Below are 24733 nucleotides of genomic sequence, written 5' to 3'. Positions count from 1 at the left end.
ATGCTCGACCGTATCGTCGGATACCGCATCAACCGCGCGACCTACTGGGCGAACCTTATCGGGATCGTCGCGATCGTGGGCATCCTGGTGACCTTCGGGATCGTGGGCGAGCAGGGCGGGACCGGGGCAATCGAAGTCGTCTTGGCGATCCTTGCCGGAACACGCCTGCACGACATCGGCTATTCGGCAAAATACGCGCTGGCGGGAGTCATTCTACACGCACTCCTCAGCTTCACGGTTCTCGCGAGGTTCGGTTACGAAGAGGCGCTTACACCGCTAGGGCTGCTCAATCTGGCTTTCCTTGTCTTGCTGGTGTGGCTGGGGCTCGTGCGGGGCCAAACCGGGGACAACCGCTGGGGCGCACAACCGCCCGACGGTGTCAGTTGGAAACGTCCCGAAAAGCGCTTTTCCGAGGATTGAGATTCAGTCGACTTCGGCGGTCTCTTCCAGCTCCCTTTCGAACTCGTATTCGCCGATCTTTATCTTCGGTTCGCGGCCCAGCCAGTCGGCAAGGATCTCGAAATCGCGTGTCAGCAGGCTCGTGGCGAGAGGGGCTCGGCTTTCGTCGAGATAAAGCACAAGCGCCTTCGGCTTCAGCCGCAACCGGCTGTTGGCAAGCGCTAGGCGCGAACCCGCCCCCAACCGCCGCGCGAGCCGGAACCCCAGCCCCCAGGTTATGCCTTCGCGCAGGTCGCCCTCGCTGGCCAGATCGCTTAGCTTGGAGGGCAGTTCGGTTTTTCCCAAGCTCCCGAACAGCGCCGCGCAGATCATGCCGCGATCCCGCGGGCTGCAATCGATCCAGCGCTTGTCGAGCGACCACTCCTTCGCATGATGGATGCGCAGGTTCGGCTCGACCCGCTGCAGCGCGGACGCCAGCTGGGCCGCTGCCAGCCGCAGGCGCTCGTTCCTCTTGCCGTTGCCGTTGGCAAGATCGACCGTCCATCCCGCCACGCGCGTCGCATCGATGACCGGAGCATCGCGCGGCTCGGCAAAGGCGTGGACACCCGACAGAAGGGGGTCGAGCGAGCGCTGAAGGTCGCTCAGGCGCGAGTAGAGCAGGCCCTCGCGAATACCCCAGCTCGAAAAGACGAGGTGGTCGGGTTCCAGCTCGTCGAGCAGTGGCAGCAACAGCGCCGCCGCATCGGGCAGGTAGGAAGCGCGCATCTCGCTGATGCCGGAAATGTCTTGGAGCTTGTCTGGCGACGCATCGATCAAATCGCTCGCCAGCCGCCGCGCGTCCTCGACCGAGAGGATGTAGCCGTGCGGATCGCTCAGCGGGTAATCGGCCTCCTTCATCGCGTAATAGGCCAGCGCGCGCCAGGTGCCGCCGATCATGTAGAGAGGGCCCGTGTGGCTGCGCACCCAGCCGACATCGGAAAGATGCTCGCGCACGGTGTCGGCAAGATCGCTCTCGGCGGCGCGGAAGGCGGGCAGGCGCAGGGTGCCGAAAGGCAGGCTCACCGCATCGCGGCAATCGCCTTCGCCGATGGACACCAGCTCGAGGCTGCCGCCGCCCAGATCGGCTACGATCCCCTGCGCTCCCGGAAAGGCCCCGATGGCTCCGAAGGCCGAGGCGCAGGCCTCTTCCTCGCCGCTAAGCAGGCGTGGATCGAGGCCGAGGTCGGCGACCTTTTCGAGGAACTCCGCGCCGTTCGTCGCGTCGCGCGCGGCGGCTGTGGCTACGGTCTGCACGTCCTCGATCTTCCGGTCCTCGACGATGATCCGATACCGCGCCAAGGCGGCCAGGGCCTCGCTGGCCGCCTCCTCGGGGATTCGCCCGGTATCGGAAATGTCGCGGCCGAGCCGGGCGGCAATTTTCTCGTTCCAGGCGGTCTCCGGCGCGCGCCCGGTGCCTTCATAGATGACGAGACGGACAGTGTTCGACCCGATGTCGATCACCGCGCGGGGCGGGTGGATCAGGCGGCGCTGCCATTGCGGCATGCGGGTGCGGCCCCGGCTCATGCCTTTGCGCCCGGCAGGGTGAGGTGCGGCACGTCATGCTTCTCCAGCGCCGACCCGCGTCCGGACAGGGAGGGGTTGGACATGAAATACTGGTGGCAGTTGAAGCCCTCCTCGCCCTTGCCCATGCGGCGATATTGTCCATCCGCGTCGAGCCGCCAGCTGCGTTCGGTGTCGAGGATATTGGCGAGCATGACCTGTTTCAGGAGCTGGTCGTGCACGGTCTTGTTGGTGATCGGCACCATCACCTCCACCCGCCGGTCGAGATTGCGGCTCATCGCGTCGGCGCTGGTGAGATAGACCTTCGCCTGTCGGCTCGGCATCGCCTTGCCATTGGCAAAGGCCCACATGCGCGCGTGCTCGAGGAAGCGGCCGATGATCGACTTGACGCTGATGTTTTCCGACAGGCCCGGAATTCCGGCACGCAGCGAGCAGATGCCGCGCACGACCATCCGCACTTCGACACCGGCCTGGCTGGCCTCGTAAAGCTTGTCGATAATGGCCTGGTTAGTGATCGAGTTCATCTTCACCCAGATGCCCGAAGGCTTGCCGGCCTTGGCATTCGCAATCTCGACATCGATCAGATCGTAGAGCTTCTCGCGCATCCCGATGGGCGAGATGGCGATCTCCTCGAGGTCATCCGGTTCGATATAGCCGGTGATGAAGTTGAACATTTTCGCCGCATCGCGGCCCAGCGTCTGGTCGGCGGTGAAGTAGCTGAGATCGGTGTAGATCTTGGCGTTGATCGGGTGGTAATTGCCGGTGCCGAAGTGGCAATAGGTGGCGTAGCCATCCTCCTCGCGCCGGACCACCAGGCTGACCTTGGCGTGGGTCTTCCATTCGGTGAAGCCGTAGATCACCTGGACGCCCGCACGTTCCAGTTCGTTGGCCCAGCGGATGTTGCGCTCTTCATCGAAGCGGGCCTTCAATTCCACGACCGCCGTTACCGCCTTGCCGTTCTGCGCCGCCTCGACCAGCGCGGCGATCACGGGCGACTGGTCGCCCGCGCGGTAAAGCGTCTGCTTGATCGACACGACTGCAGGATCGACCGCGGCCTGGTGGAGGAAATCGACCACCACCTCGAAGCTTTCGTAGGGGTGGTGAATGACCATGTCCTTCTCGCGGATGGCGGAAAAGACATCGCCGTCATGGGCCAGCACGCGCTCGGGATAGCGCGGCGAGAAGGGCGGAAACTTGAGGTCGGGGCGCGGTTCGCCGCAGATCGCGTCGAGATCCGACAAGCCCAGCATCCCGCCGGTCTTCACGATCATCGCCGCATCGACATCGAATTGCTCGCGCAGCAGGGCCTCGGCCGCCGCATCGCACTCGTCGTCGACTTCGAGCAGCACCGCGCGGCCCCGGCGGCGGCGCTGGATCGCGGTGCGGAAATAGCGCACGAGATCCTCCGCCTCGTCCTCCACCTCGATATCGCTGTCGCGCAGGACGCGGAAAATGCCGTCGCCGAGGATCTTGAAGCCGGGGAACATCTGGTCGGCAAAGCGCGTCACCAGCTGTTCGATAGGGACATAGATCGCCTGTTCTTCGCCCTTGTCCTGCGGCACGCGCACAAAGCGCGGGACCCCGCTAGGGATGAGGACCATCTCGACCAGCTCGCCCTTGCGCTTGCCGCGCTTAAGACGGAACAACACACCCATCCCGCCGCTCGCGACGAAGGGGAAGGGGTGCGAGGGATCGATCGCCTGCGGGGTGATGAGCGGGACAATGTCGTGCTCGAAATAGTCCTCGAGCCACTTCTGCTGGTCCTTGGACAGTTCGTCGGGGACGGCGAGCACGATGCCCTCGTCGGCGAGCAGGCCCCGCAGCACTTCGAGGCTTTCCTGTTGGCGGTCCTCCAGCTGGAGCACTTGCTCCCGGATCGCGTCGAGCTGCTGGCGCGGGCTTAGCCCGTCGATCCCCGTGGTTTCGATCCCGCGATGCACCTGCCCTTCGAGCCCGGCGATGCGCACGGTGGTGAACTCGTCGAGATTGCTGCCCGAGATGGACAGGAAGCGGAGGCGTTCGAGGAGCGGGTAATCGGTGTTCTCGCTCTCCGCGAGGACGCGGCGGTTGAAGCTCAGCCAGCTCAGCTCGCGATTGACGTAGCGATCTTCCGGAGCTTCGGGCGCGAGTGCCGCGCTTTCACCGTCCGGCTCCTTGCCGGCAGTTTCGAGGTCGGGCGCGGGGGTATCGCCAAGCGTCACGGGGCACCTTTCGTATCGTATGGTCGGGGAGGGTAGGCCGGGGGCTCGTACTTGAAAAGCGTTTCGACCCGCCACCGATCCCGACGCTGCGTCAGACAAGCGTCACATTTGCGCGTAACGCTGCGCCAGTTCCTCCCACAATTCCGGCGTCGAGGCGCCGAGCAGGCCCTTCCGGTCCCATTCGTCCACCCGGTAGGGCGAGCCGTCGGGCCGGGCGACCTTTCCGCCCGCTTCTTCCAGCCACAGCGCGCCCGCCGCGTGGTCCCACGCGAGCGTCCGCTCGAAGATCGAAACGTCGTTCTCGCCAAGGCCAAGGCGCGGATATTGCTCGGCTGCGCAAAAGGGAATGTCGACCAGCTCGTAATTGGGCGAGATATGGCGGCGGGTGGCCTGGCGGCGCTCCTCCTCCATGAAGATCAGCGAGATTGCGGCGATAGGCGGGGTGCGGCCCGTGGCACGTGCCTGGATGCGGGTACCGTCGACGGAGGCACCCTTGCCGCGGTGCGCGGCGCAAAAGCGCCCGGTGAGGCAATCGTAGAGCCAGCCCGACTGGGTGAACCCGCCTTCGGCGCGCGCGATGATGATGCCGAAGGGCGGCTTGCCGCTGGCGAAATTGCGCGTCCCGTCGATGGGATCGACGATCCAGCAGGGCGCATCGAGCCGTTCGAGAATCGAGGGATCGGCATGCGCGGCTTCTTCCCCCACAAAACCGAGGCTGCCGTCGAGCCGGGTCAGGCCTTCGCGCAGCAGGGCTTCGGACTCCTTGTCGGCAATGGTGACGGGATCGTTGCCGCCCTTGTCCTCCACTTCGCCTTCGGAAAGGTTGCGAAAGCGCGGGAGGATGGCCTCCTTGGTCGCACTCTGCATCAGGGCGAGGATTTCGGCGTCGAGCGCGCTCAAGAGCGATAGTCCGCGTTGATCGAGATGTAGCCATGCGTGAGATCGCAGGTCCAGACAGTCGCGCGGCCTTCGCCGATACCGAGATCGACGTCCACGCGGATGTCCTCGCCTTCCAGATGCTTTGCCACGGGAGCCTCGTCATAGTCGGCCAGCGGCTGGCCGTCCTTCGCGGCCCAGGTCCCGCCGAAGCCGATCGAGAGCCGGTCGCGATCGGCCGGTTCGCCTGCCTTGCCCACCGCCATGACCACGCGGCCCCAATTCGCGTCTCCGCCGGCAATCGCGGTCTTCACCAGCGGCGAATTGGCGATGGCCAGTCCCACGCGGCGGGCGCTTTCATCGTCCTTGGCGCCTGCCACCGCGATCTCGATGAACTTCTGCGCGCCTTCGCCATCGCGCACGACAAGCTGGGCCAGTTCGCGGCAGACGTCGAGCAGGGCGGCGTAGAAGGCGTCGGCACCCGCATCGTCCCACGAGGCGAGGGGGGCGTTGCCCGCAGCGCCCGTGGCGAAAGCCAGCACTGTGTCGCTGGTTGAGGTGTCGCCGTCCACCGTGATGCAGGAGAAGGTCGCTGCGTTGGCTTTGGACAGCATCTCCTGGAAGAACGCCGCTTCGATTGCCGCGTCGGTGAAGATGTAGCCGAGCATGGTCGCCATGTCGGGCGCAATCATGCCGCTGCCCTTGATGATCCCGGCCAGTTCGATCCGGGTCTCGCCCAGCATGGCGGACGCGCCCGCGCCCTTGTTGAAGGTGTCGGTGGTGCCGATGGCGGCTGCCGCCTCCTCCCACCCGCAGGGTTCGGCTTCGAGAACGGCGGCAACGCCTGCGCGCGCCTTGTCCTTGGGCAGCGGAACGCCGATCACGCCCGTCGAAGAGACAAACACGGCGCTCGGCTCGCAATCGAGCGCCTCGGCGACCTGCGCCATGATCTGCTCCACCGCCTCGCGCCCCCGAATACCGGTAAAGGCGTTGGAATTGCCTGCGTTGACTATCAGCGCGCGCGCTTCGCCCAGCCGCACCTGCTCGCGCCCCATTTCCACCTCGCTCGATGCGCAGGCGGACTTGGTGAAGACGCCGGCAACGGTTGTGCCCGGCGCCAGCTCGGCGAAGGTCAGGTCGGCCCTGTCCCAGTTCTTGTACCGCGCCCGGGCGACGCGCAGCGTGACCCCTTCGATGGCCGGAAGATCGGGAAAAGGGCGGGCGAGGGGGGAGGGGGCAAGGTCCATGCTTCGCGCGCTATACTGACGCAATCGGGCAGGCAAGCGCGCGCAAATGCGCAAAAAATTGCGCCCGGTCTTTTATCGTTCATCTTTGTGCGCTATCTGTCCTGATCATGGTTCGCCAACTGCTTGCCCTTATCGCCCTCCTTACCGGCCTTGCCGCGATGGGTGCGCCTGTGCACGCAGCCGTGAACAGCGCCGTCGGCGTGGGCGTCGAACGACCCAGCGACAGCCGCGATGCCGAGAGCCGTGAAACGCGCGATGCCTGCGTGGAAAAGCAGCGCAAGCAGAAGCTGCGCGGCGAAAAGGTGACCCCCTGCAAGAAGCAGGAACCGGTTACCGTCTATATTCCCTCGGTAATGTTCGGCGCCGACCGCGCTTACGAATAGCTTTCCGACAGCTCCCGTTTCCTGATGCCCGGCACCATCGGTGTGCGCGGGCATTTCCCGTATAATTCCCGCTTACATTCGAGGCATTCGCCCCATCATGCTCAAATCCATCGGCAAGGCCATTTTCGGCTCGTCCAACGACCGTTACGTCAATTCCATCCGCAAGGTCGTCGACCAGATCAACGCTCTCGAGCCGCAGCTGCAGGCGCTCTCCGACGAGGAACTGCGCGCGCAGACCGACAAGTTCCGCGCCCAGCTTGCCGACGGCAAGACGCTGGACGACATCCTCCCCGAAGCCTTCGCCACCGTGCGCGAAGCCTCGGTCCGCGTACTCGGTATGCGTCACTTCGACGTGCAGATGATCGGGGGCATCGTGCTCCACCGCGGCGAGATCGCCGAAATGCGCACGGGTGAGGGGAAGACGCTGGTCGCAACCCTGGCCACCTATCTCAACGCGATCGAGGGCAAGGGCGTCCACGTCGTCACCGTGAATGATTACCTTGCCAGCCGCGACGCCGAATGGATGGGCCAGCTCCACAATTTCCTCGGCCTGACCATCGGCGTGATCGTGCCGAACCTCGGCGAACAGGCCCGCCGCGACGCCTATGGCGCGGACATCACCTACGGCACGAACAACGAATTCGGCTTCGACTATTTGCGCGACAACATGAAGCACGAGCGCGGCCAGATGGTGCAGCGCCCCTTCAACTTTGCGATCGTCGACGAAGTGGACTCGATCCTGATCGACGAGGCACGCACCCCGCTGATCATCTCCGGCCCGACCGAAGACAAATCCGAGCTCTATGTCACGGTCGACGAGATCGTGAAGAAGATCGAGCCCGACTGGTACGAGGCCGACGAGAAGACGAAGAACATCACTTGGACCGAAGAGGGCACGGACGCCATCGAGCAGATGCTCAAGGACGCCGAACTCCTCGAGACCGACAACCTCTACGATGTCGAGAACACGCAGGTGGTCCACCACCTCGACCAGGCGCTCAAAGCGAACATCATGTTCAAGCGCGACACCGACTACATCGTGAAGTTCGAAAAGAAGATGCAGCCCGACGGCACCATGGGTGAAGAGGGCAAGGTCGTCATCATCGACGAGTTTACCGGCCGCATGATGGACGGTCGCCGCTGGTCGAACGGCCTGCACCAGGCGGTCGAAGCCAAGGAAGGCGTGAAGATCGAGCCGGAGAACCAGACGCTCGCCTCGATCACCTTCCAGAACTATTTCCGCATGTATCCCAAGCTGTCGGGCATGACCGGCACCGCGGCCACCGAAGCGGCGGAATTCTGGGACATCTACAAGATGAACGTGGTCGAGATCCCGACCAACGTACCCGTCCAGCGCATCGACGAGGAAGACGAGTTCTACAAGAACACGCAGGACAAGTTCAAAGCCATCGCCAAGGCGATCAAGGAAAAGCACGAGATCGGCCAGCCGGTCCTCGTCGGCACGGTCTCGATCGAGAAGAGCGAGCTGCTGTCCGACTTCCTCGACAAGGAAGGCGTGAAGCACGAGATCCTCAACGCCCGCCAGCACGAGCGCGAGGCGCATATCGTGGCGCAGGCAGGCCGCATCGGGGCGGTCACCATCGCCACCAACATGGCCGGTCGCGGCACGGACATCCAGCTCGGCGGTAACGTCGAATTCCGGATCGAGGACGAGCTTGCGGAAATGCCCGAGGGCCCCGAACGCGACGCCGCGATTGCGAAGATCAAGGAAGAGGTTGCCGAGGAAAAGCAGCGCGTGCTCGAAGCGGGCGGCCTGTTTGTCCTTGCGACCGAGCGCCACGAAAGCCGCCGCATTGACAACCAGCTGCGTGGCCGTTCGGGCCGTCAGGGTGACCCGGGCCTCTCGCGCTTCTACCTTTGCCTCGAGGACGATCTCCTGCGCATTTTCGGGCCGGACACGCTGTTCGCCCGCATGATGAACTCCAACCTCGAAGACGGCGAAGCGATCGGGTCCAAATGGCTCTCCAAGGCCATCGAAACCGCGCAGAAGAAGGTCGAGGCGCGCAACTACGAAATCCGCAAGCAGGTCGTCCAGTACGATGACGTGATGAACGACCAGCGCAAGGTGATCTACGAGCAGCGCGCCGAGATCATGGACAGCGAGGCTGTGGACGATGTCGTGGTCGATATGCGCCACGATGCGATCAACGCCATGGTCGGCGAGCACTGCCCGCCGGGCTCCTATCCCGAACAGTGGGACATGGAAGGCCTCAAGACCAAGGTCGAGGACGTCTTCGGCATGTCCTTCCCGATGGAAGACTGGGTCCAGGAAGACCACATCGAACCCGAGCTGGTGGAAGAGCGCATTCGCGAAGAAGCCGATGCGCGCATGGACGCCAAGATCGCCAAGGCCGATCCCGCCATCTGGCGCCGGATCGAGAAGAGCCTGCTGTTGCAGGAACTCGACCACCAGTGGAAGGATCACCTCGCCACGCTCGACGCGCTACGCCAGGTCGTGGGCCTTCGTGCCCATGCGCAGAAGCAGCCGCTCAACGAGTACAAGCAGGAAGCCTTCGCGCTGTTCGAAAGCATGCTCGATAAGCTGCGCGAGGACGTGACCTCGAAGCTGCTGACGATCCAGCTGGCCGAACCGGCCCCGCTGCCGCCGGTCGACCTGCCCGAACTGCCCGACTTCTTGACCGGGCATATCGACCCGCTGACGGGGCGCGACAATTCGGACGATGGCGACGGTTCGGAAAGCCGCGCGGCTTTGTTCGGCGCTTTGGCCGGAAGTCCGCGTGCAGCCGCAGGTCCGGGCGGTTCCTCGTCCGAAAATCCCTATGCCGGGCAGGACATCAGCCGCAACGCGCCGTGCCCCTGTGGCTCGGGCAACAAGTACAAGCACTGCCACGGCGCCATGGGCGCGCGGGTTTAAGGTCCCTGTGAACGGGCCGCGCGGCGTTCAGGCGCTGCGCGGCTCGCGCACCATCTGCACCATCGGCGGCGCATCCGGCGTCGGACGAACTTCGCCCATCGGCTCGAACCCGCAGGAGCGGTAGAAGCCGGTGTTGGCGGGGTTGGTGTTCTCCAGATACGCGCGCGTACCAGCCTTGTCGCAGGCGTCGAGCATGGGCTGGATCAGCCTGCGCCCCAGTCCCTTGCCCTGATGGGCCGCTCGCACGCCGATGCTGAAGAGATAGGCGTGCTCGAAATCGGGATGCTGGCGTTCCATCGCCTCACCGGTTTTCAGCGCGCGGGACACGGCGGTTGGACCGCAATGCCACAGGGTCGGAAGCACGATGGCGGCGTAATCGACCAGCGATAGCGAACTGTCGCCGCCCGGCAGCATCCACATGGCCGCGCCCTCATCACCGATCCGATAGCTGAAGCCGCGCGGCACGTAGATCCGGCGCGCCTGTGCATGGAAGAGCGCGCGGATCGCCGCATATTTTCCGAAAAGCCAGGCGTTGAAGGGATCGTTACGGAAGGCGTCGGCGGTGATCTCGCCCACCTCGCGCGAGTGCCGCGCGGTTGCGTGCATGAAGCCTTCGGGCAGGTCGATGTCGACTGCATCCATGCTAGCCTGATGCCACGGCCGTGCGGGGACGGCTAGTGCAGCAAGCCATGCGAAGCTAGAGGCGGAACCATGCTGCCGCTGATCGCCGCCTTCTTCCTTGCCGCGCTGCTCTATGCCAGCGTCGGTTTCGGCGGCGGATCGACCTATAACGCGCTGCTGGCGCTCGCGGGTGTCGACTACCGCGTCCTCCCGCTGATTGCGCTGAGCTGCAACATCGTGGTGGTAGCGGGAAGCACCGTGCGCTTCGCCCGCGCCGGCGTCACTCCCTGGCGAGGCGCCTTGATGCTGACGGCAATCGCGGCGCCGGCCGCGTTTCTCGGCGGTCTCACCCCCATCGGGGAAGGAGCGTTCCTGACTATCCTGGGCGCAAGCCTCGTGCTGACCGCGGCGACAATGTTCCTGCCTGTTGCCAAGCGCGAAGGAGCGCCGAACAAGGCTGCCCGGTTCGTCCCGCTCGCTGCCATACCTCTCGGCTATCTTGCCGGCCTGGTCGGGATTGGCGGAGGCATCTTCCTCGCCCCGCTATTGCACCTCACGCGCTGGCATTTGGCACGCTCCATCGCGGCCACCGCGAGCCTGTTCATCCTGGTGAATTCGCTGTTCGGCCTTGCCGGACAGATCCTGAAAGGAGGGGAGGGGCGCTTCCTTGCCGCTTTCGACTTTGGCCTGCCGCTCATCGTGGCGGTCGCCATCGGTGGCCAGATCGGAAGCCATCTGGCGCTCAAATTCCTGCCGCAGCGGTACATCCGCTGGGGGACGGCGCTGCTTACCGCATGGGTGGGCGCGCGGCTCCTGCTAACCGTGTAGCTTGGAAATCATAGGGTGCGCCTCTCCGCGTTACCCCCTAATCCCAACCCGTCCGCTGCACGTCTGCGCCGCGGCTCTGGCCTGCCAACCCGCATTTGCCGAACTTCTAAATTTGAGTTTCCGGACACCTTTGCCCGCCAAACGGTTCTAAGGGGAAAGGAGGCGCGCTTGGCCGACACAATCACCGTTAACGGAACCGCTCATCCGATGCCGGACGACCCGCGGGTCAGTCTTCTCGATTTCCTGAGACAACACGTCGGCCTCACCGGCACGAAGAAGGGCTGCGACCATGGTCAGTGCGGAGCATGCACGGTGATCGTGAACGGCATCCGCATCAACAGTTGCCTGACGCTGGCGGCAATGCATGACGGCGACAGCGTCACGACCATCGAAGGTCTCGGCACGCCTGACGAGCCCTCTGCCCTCCAACGCGCTTTTCTCCAGCATGACGGCTTCCAGTGCGGCTATTGCACTCCGGGCCAGATTTGCTCAGCCACCGCCATGCTCGAAGAGCTGGCCGCCGACTGGCCCAGCGACGCCAGCGAAAGTCTCGAAGGACGCGTCGCCATCTCCGGTGAGGAAATCCGCGAGCGTATGAGCGGCAATCTTTGCCGCTGCGGCGCCTACGCGAATATCGTCGCCGCGATCGAGGAAGTCGCGGCGGGAGGTCGTTCATGAGACCGTTTCAATACACCCGCGCGCCTTCGCTGACCGAAGCGTCGCATCTGACCGCTGGCGAAGATACGCTTGCCATTGCAGGCGGTACGAACCTGCTCGACCTCATGAAGCTGCAGGTAGAAACGCCCGATCAGCTTGCCGACATCAACCGGCTCGGCTTTGCGGATATCGAGAACACGGATGATGGCGGCTTGCGCCTTGGCGCGCTTGCCACGAATACCGAAACCGCCGTCCACCCCCGCGTGCGGGCCGACTATCCGGTCCTGTCGCGCGCCATTCTGGCCGGAGCGACGCAGCAGCTGCGCAACAAGGCCACCAATGGCGGCAATTTGTGTCAGCGCACGCGGTGCTTCTACTTCACGAATATCGACCAGCCCTGCAACAAGCGGCAACCGGGTACCGGCTGCGGAGCCATCGACGGCATTGCGAAGCTCCACGCGATCCTCGGCACGAGCGAGCAGTGCATCGCGACCTATCCGGGCGATATGGCCGTGGCGCTCAGCGCGCTCAACGCAAGGGTGGAAATCTCCGGCGACAAGGGCGAGCGCAGCGTGCCGGTGCGCGATTACCATGTGCTGCCGGGCGATACGCCGTGGATCGAGAATGTGCTCGAACCGGGCGAGATCATCACCGGCATTGCTCTTCCAGCGCCTGTGGGCGGCACGCAAATCTATCGCAAGGTGCGAGAGCGTTCTTCCTATGCTTTCGCGCTGGTCTCCGTCGCCGCCATAATCGAATTGACCGATGGCAGGTTTTCCCGCGCCGACCTCGCGTTCGGCGGTCTGGCGCACAAGCCGTGGTACGACCCGCGTGTCGGAGAAGCGCTCTTGGGCCAGCCACCTTCGGACGCGCTGTTCGATAAGGCAGCCGATATCCTGCTGGAGGATGCCCGCGGGTTTGGCGAGAACGATTTCAAGATACCGCTCACGCGGCGAACGCTTCGCGCCGTCCTGGCCCAAGCGACGGAGAACGCAGCATGACGGTCCATCTCAAGCAGGACGAGCCCGACAATTCCAACCGTCTCGACGGCATGAAACAGGGCGTGCTCGGCAAGCCCCTGCCGCGGATCGAGGGTCTGGCCAAAGTCACCGGCACCGCGCCCTATGCCGCCGAATACCCCATCGACCGTTGTGTCGAGGGCGTGCTGGTCACTTCGACCATCACGCGCGGCGAGGTTACTTCCATCGATCGCTCAAGCGTACTGTCCATGCCCGGCGTGGTCGCGGTGGTCGACGATAAGAAGATGAGCACCCGCGCCGCGCAGGGCACGGCCAACGAGGCCCCCATGCAAGGGCCCGCGCAGGTCTGTTATTGGGGGCAGCCAATCGCGCTGGTGGTCGCCGAAACCTTCGAGCAGGCGCGCGATGCGGCCAAGCAGCTGAAGGTCGAATATCGCGAGGAGGAAGGCGCTCCGCTCGATCCGAACGCGGTCGAACCGGAAGAGCAGGAGGACGAGACCGTTCACCAGGGCAATCTGGCGCATGCCATGGCCGAAGCCGAACACAGCGTTGACGTAAGCTACACGACCAAGGGGCATGCGTCCGCCGCGATGGAGCCGCATGCCGCAATCGCCGAGTGGGATGGCGACAAGCTGACCGTTCATGCCTCGCTCCAGATGCTCAACTACAACATCACCGAACTGGCCGATGCGCTCGATATGGAAGAGGAGAATATCCGCCTCATTTCCCGCTTCGTCGGTGGCGGTTTCGGTTCCAAGCTGGGGATCAGCGAAGAGGTGGTCGCAGCCGCGCTGGCGGCGAAACAGGTTGGGCGGCCCGTCCGCGTCGTTCAGTCCCGCCAGCAGGTGTTCCAGACGGTCATGCGCCGCAGCGAAACCACGCAGCGCCTGCGTCTTGCGGCCGATGCGAAAGGAAAGCTTACCGGTTTCGGCCACGAAGCGCTGGTGTCCAACCTTCCCGGCGAGACTTTTGCCGAACCCGTGCTGCAATCGTCGCACTTCATGTATGGCGGCGAGAATCGCGAACTGATGCTCAAGGTGGCCCGCATTCATCGCATGACGGCCGGATCGGTGCGGGCTCCCGGAGAGGCGGTGGGCATGCCGGCGCTCGAAGGGGCGATGGATGTTCTCGCCGAAAAGGCCGGCATCGATCCGGTCGAGCTGCGCTTGCGCAACATACCCGAGAGGGATCCCGAGGAAGACCTCCCGTTCTCCTCCCACAAGCTTGCCGAATGCCTGAAGCAGGGCGCTGAAGCTTTCGGTTGGGACAGTGGCCCCCGCCAACCGCGCCAGCGGCGTGAGGGCGAATGGTGGATCGGCACCGGCATGGCCAGCGCCGCGCGCGTCCACAACATCTCCGAGGCGAAGGCACGCGTGACGCTGAAAGCTGACAGCACGGCGCTTGTCGAAACCGACATGACCGACATCGGCACCGGGACCTATACCATCCTGGCGCAGATCGCCGGAGAGATGCTGGGGCTGGATCCGGGGCAGGTCCTGGTCGAACTGGGCGATACGCGCCACCCGCGCGGCCCGGGCTCGGGCGGCAGCTGGGGCGCGGCTTCGATCGGTTCGGCGGTCTATATCGCATGCAAGGCAATTCGCGAGGAACTGGCCGCAAAACTCGGCACGAGTGAGGAAAGGCTCGACCTGCGCGAAGGCAAGACAACTGGCGGCGAAGCTCTGACGGACCTGCTCGAAGGCAAGGACCTTGTGCGCGAAGGCCATTACCAGCCGGGCGATATAGAGGACGATTACACCGCCTCCGGCTTCGGCGCCTTCTTCGCCGAAGTACGCGTCAATCACTACACCGGTGAAACCCGCGTCGATCGGATGCTGGGTGCATTCGGCTTCGGACGCGTTCTCAACGCCAAGACCGCGCGCTCGCAATGCATCGGCGGCATTACCTGGAGCATCGGCGTGGCACTGACCGAGGCGCTGGAGTTCGATCCGCGCGACGGACACCTCGTCAATTGCGATCTCGCGGAATATCACGTGCCCGTTCACCGCGACGTCCCCGATCTGGAAGTCCTGCTGGTGGAAGAACGCGACGGCGCGGCCAGCCCGATCCAGGCCAAGGGCATCGGCGAGCTTGGCATGTGCGGAGGCGCAGCAGCCATCGCCAACGCGATCTACAACGCCTGCGGCGCTAGACTGTACGATTACCCGATGACGCCGGATCGCGTTCTGGCCGCAATGCCCGACTGATGCTGGCCGATTACGCTATCGAGACCGTAAGCAACGAGGATCACCTCGCGCTTGCTGCGGCGTGCCAACCGGGTGTGGGCCTGTGCACCATCGTCGGGGTCGAGGGCAGCTTTTCCCGCCGCCTCGGTGCGCAACTGGCGGTCTTGCCGGACGGAACGACCGTTGGCGATCTTGCCGATGGCTGTCTTGAGAGCCAGCTGGCAAGCGACATAACGCAATGCAAGGAGCGCCGCGTTGTGCGCTATGGACGCGGGTCCTCCCGGATCGACTTCCGCCTGCCGTGTGGCGGCGGGCTCGATATCCTGCTCGACCCGGAACCGGATCGCGCGGCCTGTCGATCCGCCCTCGAAGCGCTGCAAGCGCGTCGCCCGGCCGGGCTGGCGCTCGCAGGCCCAAGCCCCTTGCTGAGACGCACCTACCTCCCCGCGCTGAAACTCGTCGTATTGGGGGAGGGGCCGGAGCTCGAGGCTGTCGCTTCGCTGAGTTCGGCCTTGAAGATCGAAGCCGAAGCGTTTTCCAGGGACGACCTTGCTCTCGGCAAAGCGGCGCAGAATCTGCGTTACGATCCATGGACGGCCTGCCTGTTGCTGTTCCATGATCACGAATGGGAACTGGCCTTGCTCGAACAGGCGCTGGCAAGCGAGGCTTTCTACATAGGAGCGCAAGGGGGAGAAAGGGCGCGGAGCGACCGGACGCTGGCGCTAGTCGCACACGGCATTCCGGAGGAGAAAATCGCGCGACTGACCAGCCCGGTAGGTCTGATGCCGGCCTGCAAATCGCCGCGAACCCTCGCGCTATCGGCACTGTCCGAAATCGTCGGCCGTTACGAGCAGATGCGTGTCGCTGCCTGATGTGAAGACAGGTGTGGTCTTGCTTGCTGCCGGCCAGGGTAAACGGTTTGGCGGCGGCAAGCTCATCGCCGAGTTTCGCGGGCGCCCCTTGTGGGAATGGGCCGCGGAAACCGCAGAGAATATTGGTTTCAGCGAGCGCATTCTCGTCATCGGCCAGAATAGCCCGATCAACACCCGTCCGAGATGGAAGACCGTCGAAAACCCATTAGCCGAGCAGGGCATGGGCACCTCGATCGCTGCAGGAGTGCGCGCGCTGACCGTTTGCGATCGCGCGATGATCATGCTCGCCGACATGCCGCTCGTCTCGCCGGCGCATCTTGGTCGGCTTATCGAAGCGCAGGGCGTGGCCTTTACGCTGTATCCCGATAACACTGCCGGGTGTCCCGCGAACTTCCCGCGCAAGATCTTCCCTCTGCTCGAAACCCTTACAGGGGACAGGGGAGCGCGCAGCCTCGATCTAGGGGATGCAGAGCTTGTCGCTCCGCAACACCAGGATGAACTCTTCGATGTCGATGACACCCGCGATCTGGATCGGCTGAACGGCGCAAACACGCCGGACAAATCTCAAAGCTTGCAAGAGAGCCCATAGCCGGAAGTCTGCCGCAAGATTGCTGGCGCGTGCTTCTGGTTTGAAAGGAAATGGCTCCCCGAGTTGGATTCGAACCAACGACCAAGTGATTAACAGTCACCTACTCTACCGCTGAGCTATCGGGGAGCAACCCGAAGGCAGGCCGGGCGTATATGGGCGGCTTTTCGGTTTGGCAAGCCGGGTTTTGGAAAAATTTGCGCCGCTTGTGCAACGCTGTTGCGCTCACACCACGAACTGCTCTGCAACGATGCGTTCGTCGAGCGAATGACCCGGATCGAAGAGCAGGGTCAGCTCGTTTTCGCGCGCGATTTCGAGCCGCACTTCGGCGACATTGCGGATCTCGCGCTGGTCGGCGACCGCGGAGACGGGGCGCTTGTCGGCTTCGATGACGCGAAAGGTCACGCGGCTGCGATCGGGCAGGATTGCTCCCTTCCAGCGGCGCGGGCGGAAGGCCGAGATGGGCGTTAGCGCGAGGAGCTGGGAGTCGAGCGGCAGGATCGGGCCGTCGGCGGAAAGGTTATAGGCCGTCGATCCCGCAGGAGTGGCGAGCAGGACGCCGTCGCACACCAGTTCCTTGATGCGGACCTTCTCGTCCACCGCGACCTCGATCTTCGCGGTCTGGCGCGTTTCACGCAGCAGCGAGACTTCGTTGATAGCGCAAAAGCGGTGGGTTTCGCCGTCTTGCGTGACCGCCTCCATGGCGAGTGGGGCGATGGTGAGCGGCTTGGCGCGGGCAATGCGTCCGAGCAATTTGTCCGGCTGACGGTTGCGATTCATGAGGAAACCGACCGTGCCGAGATTGACGCCATAGGCGGGCAGGATGCGCCCTTCGTCAAGCATCGAATGCAGGCTTTGCAACATGTAACCATCGCCCCCGATGACGACGGCGGCATCGGCTTCCTCCAGCGGAACCCAGTCAGCGAGCGGGGCGAACACCTCTTCCGCCGCTTCGCGCGCCCGGTCGGAATCGGATACCAAAAGGGCAAGTCGTTCGAAATCGGACATAAGATGCCTTGTCATCCGTCGCTCCAGAAGCGGAGTTGGCCGCATCCCTATGGACCGGCGTCCCGTTTGGCAACACGGTCGATTTTATGATTAATAAACCGTAAAGCAATGCTATGGGTGCATGAATGGCAACCGCACCGGACCATAAGACTGACGATTCGACCGACGCCCTGACCGGCCTGGGGGACGTGTCGCTTTTGCGTGCGACCATCGAATCGTGGTGTGCCAACTGGCCGCAGAGCAGTGGTCCGTGTCCGGTGAACGCCATGCTGATCTCGCTCGGGCGTATCGATACGCTGAACGTTGCATTCGGGGAAACCGCAGGCGACGGAGCGCTGGTCGAAGTTGCGCATCGCATTCGCCATTTTGCCAGTGACGAACTGGAAAGCGATGCCTGGCTTGCGGTTCGCCTGTCGGGCGGCAATTTCATGCTGGTGACGCGGTCCAACTGCACCGCCGAACGGTGGCAATGGCTCGCGGAAGCCTTGGCCGACGCGCTGGCTACTCCGATCGCCAACCCCGATGGCGGGGGCGCCTTGCGGCTGTGGCCCCGGATCGCGCTCATGCGGGCGGGAGGAGATACCGCGCTCGATTCGATGCTCGACCGCCTGTCCGAAGTGGCCGAGACCATGCGCCAGTCGCGTGGGACGCGGATCGACTGGCCCAGCGGTGACGCCTCGAATGCGCCGCGCTCCAATATCGAGCTGGAGTCGGACCTTCTCGCCGCGATCGACCGCGAGGAGATCGAGGTCCTCTTCCAGCCGCAATATTCGCTCGTCGATGACCGGATGATCGGTGCCGAGGCGCTGGTGCGCTGGCACCACCCGATTGTCGGCCGGATCGGCGCCGACGTGCTGTTCCAGATCGCCGAACGCGCGGACCACGTGGCGCATCTCTCCCGTCATATCGCGCAGCGCGCGATGGAAGCGGCGTGCGAATGGCCCGAACACCTGCGCCTGTCGATCAACATCACGCCGACGGATCTCGCCGTCGACAATTTCGCGATCGATTTCGCCCGGTTGGCAGAGCGTATCGGCTTCCCGCTCTCGCGCATCACGCTCGAAATAACCGAGCAGGTCCTGCTCGCCGATCTCGACCGCGTCAGCCATGTGTTGCAGCAGTTGAAAGTGCTCGACGTGCGCATCGCGCTCGACGATTTCGGCGCGGGTTTCTGCAATTTCCGCTATCTCAAAGTGCTGCCGATCGACTGCATCAAGCTCGACCGTTCGATGGTCGAGGGCGTGCTCGAAGACGAGCGCGACCGTGCCGTGTTCCGCGCGATCATGGGCATGGCCAAGGCGCTCGACCTTCGCGTGCTGGTGGAAGGCATCGAGACCGAGCGGCAGCGCGATTTCGTGGCCGCCGAGGATTGCGAATACTTCCAGGGCTTCCTGCGCGCAGAACCCATGCCGCAGCACGCCCTGCTGACGCTCGCCCGGCGCTAGGCCACGGCTTTCTCGCGCTTTTTCGCTTTCCGCACGATCCCCGACAGTCCCTTGGTCAACTGGAACAGCCCGTTGAGGCGGCTTTCCGGCGAATTCCACACGCGGCTGATGACCAGCTTCATGTCGGGGCGCAGCTTGGCAGTACCTTTGAGCTTGTCGACATAGGCGATGAGGCCCGGCCCATCGGCGAAATCGTCATTGTGGAAGGTGACCAGCGTGCCGGCCGCGCCCACGTCGATCTTGGCAATATTGGCCTCCATCGCCTGCAGCTTGATCTGGATCAGGCGCACGAGATTCTCGGTGGCCGAGGGCAGGGGGCCGAAGCGGTCAATCATCTCGGCGGCCAGCGCCTCGATCTCGCCCATGTTTTCCGCATCGTTGAGACGGCGATAAAGCGCCATGCGCACGGCGAGGTCGGGGACGTAGTCTTCCGGGATCATGATCGGCGCGTCGACCGTGATTTGCGGGCTGACCGTCTCGCGCTTGGCTTCCAGGCCCAGTTCGCCCGCCTTGGCGGCGAGGATCGCGTCTTCGAGCATCGACTGATAGAGTTCGAAGCCGACTTCGCGGATGTGGCCCGACTGTTCGTCGCCCAGCAGATTGCCTGCGCCGCGAATGTCGAGATCGTGGCTGGCGAGCTGGAAGCCTGCGCCGAGGCTGTCGAGATCGCCGAGGACCTTCAGGCGTTTCTCGGCCACTTCGGAAAGCGCCATGTCTTTCTCATAGGTAAGGTACGCATAGGCGCGCAGCTTCGAGCGACCCACGCGGCCGCGCAGCTGATACAGCTGGGCGAGGCCGAAAATGTCGGCGCGGTGTATGATGATGGTGTTTGCGCTCGGCAAGTCGAGCCCGCTTTCGACGATCGTCGTGGCGAGAAGGACATCGTATTTGCCCTCGTAGAAGGCGCTCATCCGCTCTTCAATTTCGCCCGCGCCCATCTGTCCATGCGCGGGGACGAACTTCACCTCGGGCACGTTCTCGTGGAGCCAGTCGGATATGGCTTCCATGTCCGAAATGCGCGGCACGACGATGAAGCTCTGCCCGCCGCGATGGTGTTCGCGCAGCAGCGCCTCGCGCATCACCATGTCGTCCCACTCCATGACGTAGGTTCGGACCGCGAGGCGGTCGACCGGCGGGGTCTGGATGGTGGAGAGTTCGCGCAGGCCCGTCATCGCCATTTGCAGCGTGCGCGGGATCGGCGTGGCGGTGAGCGTTAGCATATGCACGTCGGCACGCAGCTGTTTGAGCTTCTCCTTATGCGTGACGCCGAAACGCTGCTCCTCGTCGACGATCACGAGGCCGAGTTCCTTGAACTTCGTCTGCTTGGACAGGATCGCGTGGGTGCCGACGACGATGTCGACATCGCCCTTGGCCAGGCCTTCGCGCGTCTCCTTCATTTCCTTGGCGGGGACGAGGCGCGAGAGGCGGCCGACCTTCAGCGGAAAGCCGGAGAACCGCTGGCGGAAATTCTCGTAATGCTGGCGCGCGAGCAGGGTGGTGGGCGCAACCACCGCGACCTGCTGGCCGTTCATCGCGGCAACGAAAGCGGCGCGCAGCGCGACCTCGGTCTTTCCGAAACCGACATCGCCGCAGACCAGCCGGTCCATCGGCTTGCCGCTTTCAAGGTCGGACAGGACATCGGCGATGGCGCGGTCCTGATCGTCGGTTTCCTCGTATTGGAAGCGGTCGAGGAACTGGTTGTAGGTCGGCTCGTCGACTTCGAGGACCGGCGCCTTCTTGAGCGCACGCTGCGCAGCGACCTGCATCAGTTCGCCCGCAATCTCGCGGATGCGCTCTTTCAGGCGTGCGCGGCGTTTCTGCCAGGCTTCGCCGCCGAGTCGGTCGAGCATGACCGCCTCTTCGCTGCTGCCATAGCGGCTGAGCACGTCGATGTTCTCGACCGGGATGAACAGCTTGTCGCCGCCCTTGTATTCCAGCTGCACGCAATCGTGCTTCGACTTGCCCACGCTGACCGGCTCGAGGCCGAGATATTTTCCGATACCGTGCTCGGTATGGACGATGAGGTCGCCCACGCTCAGCGCCTGCAATTCGGCGAGGAAGGCTTCGGCATCTTTGCGCTTCTTCTTGCGCCGCACGAGGCGATCGCCGAGGATGTCCTGCTCGGTGAGCAGTTCCATCTCGTCATTGGCGAAACTGGCTTCCAGCGGCAGGACCATGGCCGCAGGCTTGCCCTTGGCGCTTAAGCCCAGCGCCTCCTGCCAGCTTTCCGCCAGCTGCACCGGCGCGCCCGCTTCGGACAGGATCGAGGCGATGCGCGCGCGGCTGCCGGTCGAATAGGCGGCGAGCAGCGGACGCTTGCCCGCCTTTCCCAGCGCTTTCAGGTGATCGGCCAGCACCGGATAGACACTGTCGCCCCGCGCGCGCTCGGGCGCAAAATCGCGGCCCGAACGGAAGCCAAAATCGATGACCGTTTCGCTTTCCGGTTCGTCGAAACCGGTGGCGCGATGGGCGGGGGCATCGGCCAGCGCAGCGTTGAACTCCTCGTCCGTCAGGTAGAGCGCGTCGGGCTTCAGCGGACGATAGCTGCCCTTGGCCTGACCGCTCGCCGCCTTGCGCTGGTCGTAATAGTCGGTGACGTCCTTGATTCGCTCATCCGCCGCGGCGAGGCTGGCGCTGTCGATGACCACCGCGTCCTTCGCATCGAGATGGTCGAACAGCGTCACCAGCCGTTCCTCGAACAGCGGCAGCCAGTGTTCCATTCCGGCAAGGCGCCGGCCTTCGCTCACGGCTTCGTAAAGCGGGTCCTGCGTAGCATTGGCGCCAAACATTTCTCGATACCGGCTGCGGAAACGCTTGATGCTGTCCTCGTCGAGCAGCGCCTCGCTTGCCGGCAGCAGGAGGTGGCTGTCGAGGCGCCCCGTGCTCATCTGCGTATTCGGATCGAAACTGCGCAGGCTTTCCAGCTCGTCCCCGAAGAAATCGAGCCGCAGCGCGTCGTCGAGGCCGCTGGGGAAGACGTCAACGATGGAGCCGCGTATGGCGTACTCGCCCTTGTCGATCACCGTGTCGGTGCGGCTGTAACCCTGCTTTTGAAGCAGGAGCGAGAGACTGTCGCGCCCGATCTCTGTCCCCGGCTTGAACTCGCGCACGCTCTCGCGAATGCGGAACGGGGTGAGCACGCGCTGGAGCACGGCGTTAGCGGTGGTGACGACCAGCTGCGCCTTGGCGTTGCCGGTTTGCAGCCGGAACAGCGCGGAAAGTCGCTTGGCGCTGACCGTCAGCGCGGGGCTGGCGCGGTCGTAGGGCAGCGAATCCCAGGCCGGGAATTCGATCACGTCCAGTTCGGGTGCGAAGAACTGCGCCGCCTCGCTCACCGAGCGCATCGCGGCATCGTCGGGCGCGATGAAGACGGCACGGCCGGTTCCGGCACGCGCGAGATCGGCCATGACAAGCGGCTGCGCGCCGCGGGCGACCTGCGCCAGAGTAAGCGGGCGCTCGGCTTTCAGGATACGGGAGAGGTCGGGCATTACAGGCTCAGCGCCGTAAGCTCCCTCGCGTTCCCGTCAATACGCGTTGTGTCCCGTCAGCGGGGAATGTCGACGTAATTGAGCAATTGCATCTTTTCGATAAGCTCGCCCTGGAAGCGGGGCGGGGTTGGCTGGGTCTTCAGGGCCCAGGCCATGATGTCGACATCGTCTTCTTCCAGCAGCGCTTCGAACCAGGCGAGTTCCTCCGCGCCCCAATCCGCGTGGTAGCGATCGAAGAAGCCGCCGATCATGTAATCGGCTTCGCGCGTGCCGCGATGCCAGCTGCGGAATTTTGCGCGGGCAAGACGGCCTTCGGTGGTGAGCATTTCGGGCATGGGAGGCGGGTAGGGCACTCGCCAAAGCCGTGCAAGCGGCTATAGCGGTGCGCCTATGCGTCCCGACGTCCTCAATCCGCTGTTCGCCGAGACCGAAACGCTCGATGGCGTGGGCCCGAAGCTGAAGAAGCCGCTGGGCCGGCTGGCCCTCACGCGGATCAAGGATCTCGCCTACCACCTGCCCGAACGCTTCGTGACGCGGCGCGCGGTGGAGAATGTCGACGAGGCGGGCGAGGGCGAGCAGATCGTCCTGAAATTGACCGTGACCGAGCATCGCGGCGGCCGCAGCCCGCGCGCGCCGTACCGCGTGCTGGCACAGGATGCGGTCGGGAACGTGGTCTCGCTGACCTATTTCGGGCGCGCCTCCTACACCGCAAAAAAGCAGCTGCCCGTCGGCGAAACGCGCTGGGTGGCGGGCAAGCTCGAACGCTATGGCGACATGCTGCAGATCGTCCATCCCGACCACGTAGTGGAGGAGGGCGGCGACACCCTGCAGCGCCTGTGCGAGCCGGTCTATCGCCTGTCCGAAGGCCTTACCCAGCCGCGTATCGCGGGGCTGGTCGATCAGGCGCTCGCCAAGCTTCCCGAACTGCCCGAATGGATCGAACCGACGCAGTTCGACAAGGCCGACTGGCCTGCCTGGCGCGAAGCGCTCAAGCGAGCGCACAGGGCCGAGGACAAGGCGGCGCGCGACCGGCTGGCCTATGACGAACTTCTCGCCAACAGCCTCGCGCTGATGCTGGTCCGCGCGGACAACCGCAAGCGCAAGGGCCAGCCGCTGAAGGGCGATGGCAGCTATCGGGGCAAGCTCGACTTGCCGTTCCCGCTCACCGGCGCGCAGAAGCGTTCGATTGCCGAAATCGAAGGCGACATGGCGCAGGAAGCACCCATGTTGCGGCTGCTTCAGGGCGATGTCGGTGCGGGCAAGACCGTGGTGGCGCTCGAGGCCATGCTGATTGCGGTCGAGGCGGGCGCGCAGGCGGCGCTGCTCGCTCCGACCGAGATCCTCGCCCGTCAGCATTACGAGAGCCTGCGCCGCATGGCCGAGCCGACGGGCGCGCAGGTCGCGCTGCTGACCGGGCGCGACAAGGGCAAGGCGCGCGAAGGCACGCTGATGGGCCTGCTCGACGGCAGCATCGACATTGTCGTCGGCACGCACGCGATCTTCCAGGACAAGGTCGCCTATCGCAACCTCGCCATGGTGGTAATCGACGAGCAGCACCGCTTCGGCGTCGGCCAGCGGCTGATGCTGGCGAGCAAGGGACGCCGCGCGCCGCATGTCCTCGCCATGACCGCCACGCCGATCCCGCGCACGCTGACGCTGGCGCAATATGGCGAGCTCGACGTCAGCAAGCTCGACGAGCTGCCGCCCGGCCGGCAGGCGATCGACACGGTAGTGATGGGGCAGGACCGAATCCCGACTCTGGTCGAGCGGCTCGCCGCGCAGTTCGAGCAGGGGCGGCAGGCCTTCTGGGTCTGCCCCATGGTGCGGGAGATGGACGGACCGGAGGAAATCGCCGCAGCCGAAGCGCGCTACGCCTCGCTGAAGGAGCGCTTCGGGGAGGATGTCGTGATGGTCCACGGCCAGCTTGCGCCCGAACAGAAAGACGCGGCGATGGAGCGGTTTGCGCGCGGCGATGCGCGGCTCCTCGTGGCGACAACCGTGATCGAGGTGGGGGTCGACGTTCCCAACGCCACGCTGATGGTCATCGAGCAGGCCGAACGTTTCGGCCTTGCCCAACTTCACCAGCTGCGCGGCCGCGTGGGGCGGGGAAGCGAGAAGAGCTTCTGCGTCCTGCTGCACGGCGAGACGCTCTCGGAAACCGCGCAGAAGCGTCTGGCGCTGATGCGGGAAAGCCAGGACGGCTTCCTGCTCGCCGAGGAAGACCTGCAGCTGCGCGGCGGCGGCGAATTGCTCGGCACGCGCCAATCGGGCGATACGCCGTTCACGGTCGCCAGCTTCGAACAGATCACCGAACTCCTACCCAAGGCGCATGACGACGCGCGCTTGCTGATAGAACGCGACGGCGGGCTGGAAGGCGCTCGGGGCGAGGCGGCGCGCGTCCTTCTCTACCTCTTCGAACGCGACTTCGGCGTGAAGACCCTGCGCGGCGGATAGCGCAGCATTTTGGAAAGATTTGCGCGGTAAAGCCCTCTCTTCACGG

Annotated in this window: 19 protein-coding genes and 1 tRNA gene; 11 read left to right on the top strand and 9 right to left on the bottom strand. The window is 64.4% G+C overall.

From position 1 onward, the window contains the following. Entirely contained in the window at positions 1–420 is a 420-nt protein-coding gene (locus K3148_RS00445; protein WP_221425398.1) for a DUF805 domain-containing protein, read from the top strand. Positions 421–423: 3 nt separating this feature from the next. Here the strand turns inward: K3148_RS00445 and K3148_RS00440 are convergent, their stop codons facing one another. From K3148_RS00440 to argJ, 4 genes are all read right to left on the bottom strand, one after another. Next, positions 424–1962, bottom strand: a complete 1539-nt coding sequence (locus K3148_RS00440; protein WP_221425397.1) for a Ppx/GppA phosphatase family protein — start codon at positions 1960–1962, stop codon at positions 424–426. Further along, positions 1959–4160 (bottom strand): RNA degradosome polyphosphate kinase, encoded by a 2202-nt coding sequence (locus tag K3148_RS00435; RefSeq protein WP_221425396.1) that lies wholly within the window; start codon positions 4158–4160, stop codon positions 1959–1961. The genes K3148_RS00440 and K3148_RS00435 overlap by 4 nt, the downstream gene beginning before the upstream one ends. 102 nt (positions 4161–4262) lie before the next feature. Next, on the bottom strand, positions 4263–5027 hold the full coding sequence (locus K3148_RS00430; RefSeq protein WP_221426561.1) for an inositol monophosphatase family protein: 765 nt from the start codon (positions 5025–5027) through the stop codon (positions 4263–4265). Positions 5028–5056: 29 nt separating this feature from the next. Then, positions 5057–6283: a bifunctional glutamate N-acetyltransferase/amino-acid acetyltransferase ArgJ gene (gene argJ / locus K3148_RS00425; protein ID WP_221425395.1), complete on the bottom strand. Its 1227-nt coding sequence runs from the start codon at positions 6281–6283 to the stop codon at positions 5057–5059. Between the two features lie 107 nt (positions 6284–6390). Here argJ and K3148_RS00420 point away from each other — a divergent pair, with 107 nt between their 5' ends. After that, a complete protein-coding gene (locus K3148_RS00420) occupies positions 6391–6666 on the top strand; it encodes a hypothetical protein (protein ID WP_221425394.1) in 276 nt (91 codons plus the stop codon). Between the two features lie 97 nt (positions 6667–6763). Then, positions 6764–9562, top strand: a complete 2799-nt coding sequence (gene secA, locus K3148_RS00415; RefSeq protein WP_221425393.1) for a preprotein translocase subunit SecA — start codon at positions 6764–6766, stop codon at positions 9560–9562. A gap of 27 nt (positions 9563–9589) precedes the next feature. Here the strand turns inward: secA and K3148_RS00410 are convergent, their stop codons facing one another. Then, positions 9590–10204 carry a GNAT family N-acetyltransferase gene (locus K3148_RS00410; RefSeq protein ID WP_221425392.1) on the bottom strand — a complete coding sequence of 205 codons (615 nt, stop codon included), beginning with the start codon at positions 10202–10204 and terminating at the stop codon, positions 9590–9592. A 69-nt stretch (positions 10205–10273) separates the two neighbouring features. Between K3148_RS00410 and K3148_RS00405 the strand changes: the two genes are divergently transcribed. The 6 genes from K3148_RS00405 (at position 10274) to K3148_RS00380 (ending at position 16295) form a co-directional block, all read left to right on the top strand. Further along, positions 10274–11011, top strand: a complete 738-nt coding sequence (locus K3148_RS00405) for a sulfite exporter TauE/SafE family protein (RefSeq protein ID WP_221425391.1) — start codon at positions 10274–10276, stop codon at positions 11009–11011. Positions 11012–11179: 168 nt separating this feature from the next. After that, the gene (locus K3148_RS00400) at positions 11180–11689 is read left to right on the top strand and encodes a 2Fe-2S iron-sulfur cluster-binding protein (protein WP_221425390.1); all 510 of its coding nucleotides are present in this window, start codon (positions 11180–11182) and stop codon (positions 11687–11689) included. After that, on the top strand, positions 11686–12669 hold the full coding sequence (locus K3148_RS00395; RefSeq protein WP_221425389.1) for an FAD binding domain-containing protein: 984 nt from the start codon (positions 11686–11688) through the stop codon (positions 12667–12669). The genes K3148_RS00400 and K3148_RS00395 overlap by 4 nt, the downstream gene beginning before the upstream one ends. Further along, the gene (locus K3148_RS00390; protein WP_221425388.1) at positions 12666–14855 is read left to right on the top strand and encodes a xanthine dehydrogenase family protein molybdopterin-binding subunit; all 2190 of its coding nucleotides are present in this window, start codon (positions 12666–12668) and stop codon (positions 14853–14855) included. The genes K3148_RS00395 and K3148_RS00390 overlap by 4 nt, the downstream gene beginning before the upstream one ends. After that, a complete protein-coding gene (locus tag K3148_RS00385) occupies positions 14855–15706 on the top strand; it encodes an XdhC family protein (protein WP_221425387.1) in 852 nt (283 codons plus the stop codon). The genes K3148_RS00390 and K3148_RS00385 overlap by 1 nt, the downstream gene beginning before the upstream one ends. Continuing rightward, positions 15693–16295, top strand: coding sequence for a nucleotidyltransferase family protein (locus tag K3148_RS00380; protein WP_221425386.1), 603 nt, complete (start codon positions 15693–15695; stop codon positions 16293–16295). The genes K3148_RS00385 and K3148_RS00380 overlap by 14 nt, the downstream gene beginning before the upstream one ends. Positions 16296–16346: 51 nt before the next feature. Here the strand turns inward: K3148_RS00380 and K3148_RS00375 are convergent. Both K3148_RS00375 and K3148_RS00370 read right to left on the bottom strand, forming a co-directional pair. Beyond that, positions 16347–16421: transfer RNA gene (locus K3148_RS00375), tRNA-Asn, on the bottom strand. A 96-nt stretch (positions 16422–16517) separates the two neighbouring features. Continuing rightward, positions 16518–17300 (bottom strand): NAD kinase, encoded by a 783-nt coding sequence (locus K3148_RS00370; protein ID WP_221425385.1) that lies wholly within the window; start codon positions 17298–17300, stop codon positions 16518–16520. A gap of 125 nt (positions 17301–17425) precedes the next feature. Between K3148_RS00370 and K3148_RS00365 the strand changes: the two genes are divergently transcribed. Beyond that, the gene (locus K3148_RS00365; protein WP_221425384.1) at positions 17426–18745 is read left to right on the top strand and encodes a GGDEF domain-containing phosphodiesterase; all 1320 of its coding nucleotides are present in this window, start codon (positions 17426–17428) and stop codon (positions 18743–18745) included. Here K3148_RS00365 and mfd read toward each other — a convergent pair. Next, complete coding sequence (mfd, locus tag K3148_RS00360) at positions 18742–22233, bottom strand: transcription-repair coupling factor (protein ID WP_221425383.1); 3492 nt, start codon at positions 22231–22233, stop codon at positions 18742–18744. The two genes, K3148_RS00365 and mfd, sit on opposite strands and share 4 nt — an antisense overlap. Before the next feature lie 56 nt (positions 22234–22289). After that, positions 22290–22568 (bottom strand): FAD assembly factor SdhE, encoded by a 279-nt coding sequence (locus K3148_RS00355; protein ID WP_221425382.1) that lies wholly within the window; start codon positions 22566–22568, stop codon positions 22290–22292. A gap of 55 nt (positions 22569–22623) precedes the next feature. Between K3148_RS00355 and recG the strand changes: the two genes are divergently transcribed. Further along, entirely contained in the window at positions 22624–24687 is a 2064-nt protein-coding gene (gene recG / locus K3148_RS00350) for an ATP-dependent DNA helicase RecG (RefSeq protein ID WP_221425381.1), read from the top strand. Positions 24688–24733 lie beyond the last annotated feature (46 nt).

Source organism: Qipengyuania aurantiaca (assembly GCF_019711375.1).
GTDB lineage: Bacteria > Pseudomonadota > Alphaproteobacteria > Sphingomonadales > Sphingomonadaceae > Qipengyuania > Qipengyuania aurantiaca.
The sequence above is the reverse complement of the archived record's forward strand: the minus strand, read 5'-3'. Positions and strand labels throughout refer to the sequence as shown.

Bases quoted from the DNA above. Each gene is read 5' to 3' on its own strand.
- secA (WP_221425393.1), top strand. From the start codon at position 6,764: ATGCTCAAATCCATCGGCAAGGCCATTTTCGGCTCGTCCAACGACCGT.
- K3148_RS00365 (WP_221425384.1), top strand. From the start codon at position 17,426: ATGGCAACCGCACCGGACCATAAGACTGACGATTCGACCGACGCCCTG.
- K3148_RS00390 (WP_221425388.1), top strand. From the start codon at position 12,666: ATGACGGTCCATCTCAAGCAGGACGAGCCCGACAATTCCAACCGTCTC.
- K3148_RS00395 (WP_221425389.1), top strand. From the start codon at position 11,686: ATGAGACCGTTTCAATACACCCGCGCGCCTTCGCTGACCGAAGCGTCG.
- K3148_RS00430 (WP_221426561.1), bottom strand. From the start codon at position 5,027: ATGCAGAGTGCGACCAAGGAGGCCATCCTCCCGCGCTTTCGCAACCTT.
- K3148_RS00370 (WP_221425385.1), bottom strand. From the start codon at position 17,300: ATGTCCGATTTCGAACGACTTGCCCTTTTGGTATCCGATTCCGACCGG.
- K3148_RS00420 (WP_221425394.1), top strand. From the start codon at position 6,391: ATGGTTCGCCAACTGCTTGCCCTTATCGCCCTCCTTACCGGCCTTGCC.
- K3148_RS00385 (WP_221425387.1), top strand. From the start codon at position 14,855: ATGCTGGCCGATTACGCTATCGAGACCGTAAGCAACGAGGATCACCTC.
- K3148_RS00405 (WP_221425391.1), top strand. From the start codon at position 10,274: ATGCTGCCGCTGATCGCCGCCTTCTTCCTTGCCGCGCTGCTCTATGCC.
- argJ (WP_221425395.1), bottom strand. From the start codon at position 6,283: ATGGACCTTGCCCCCTCCCCCCTCGCCCGCCCTTTTCCCGATCTTCCG.
- K3148_RS00410 (WP_221425392.1), bottom strand. From the start codon at position 10,204: ATGGATGCAGTCGACATCGACCTGCCCGAAGGCTTCATGCACGCAACC.
- K3148_RS00355 (WP_221425382.1), bottom strand. From the start codon at position 22,568: ATGCCCGAAATGCTCACCACCGAAGGCCGTCTTGCCCGCGCAAAATTC.
- recG (WP_221425381.1), top strand. From the start codon at position 22,624: ATGCGTCCCGACGTCCTCAATCCGCTGTTCGCCGAGACCGAAACGCTC.
- K3148_RS00445 (WP_221425398.1), top strand. From the start codon at position 1: ATGCTCGACCGTATCGTCGGATACCGCATCAACCGCGCGACCTACTGG.
- mfd (WP_221425383.1), bottom strand. From the start codon at position 22,233: ATGCCCGACCTCTCCCGTATCCTGAAAGCCGAGCGCCCGCTTACTCTG.
- K3148_RS00440 (WP_221425397.1), bottom strand. From the start codon at position 1,962: ATGAGCCGGGGCCGCACCCGCATGCCGCAATGGCAGCGCCGCCTGATC.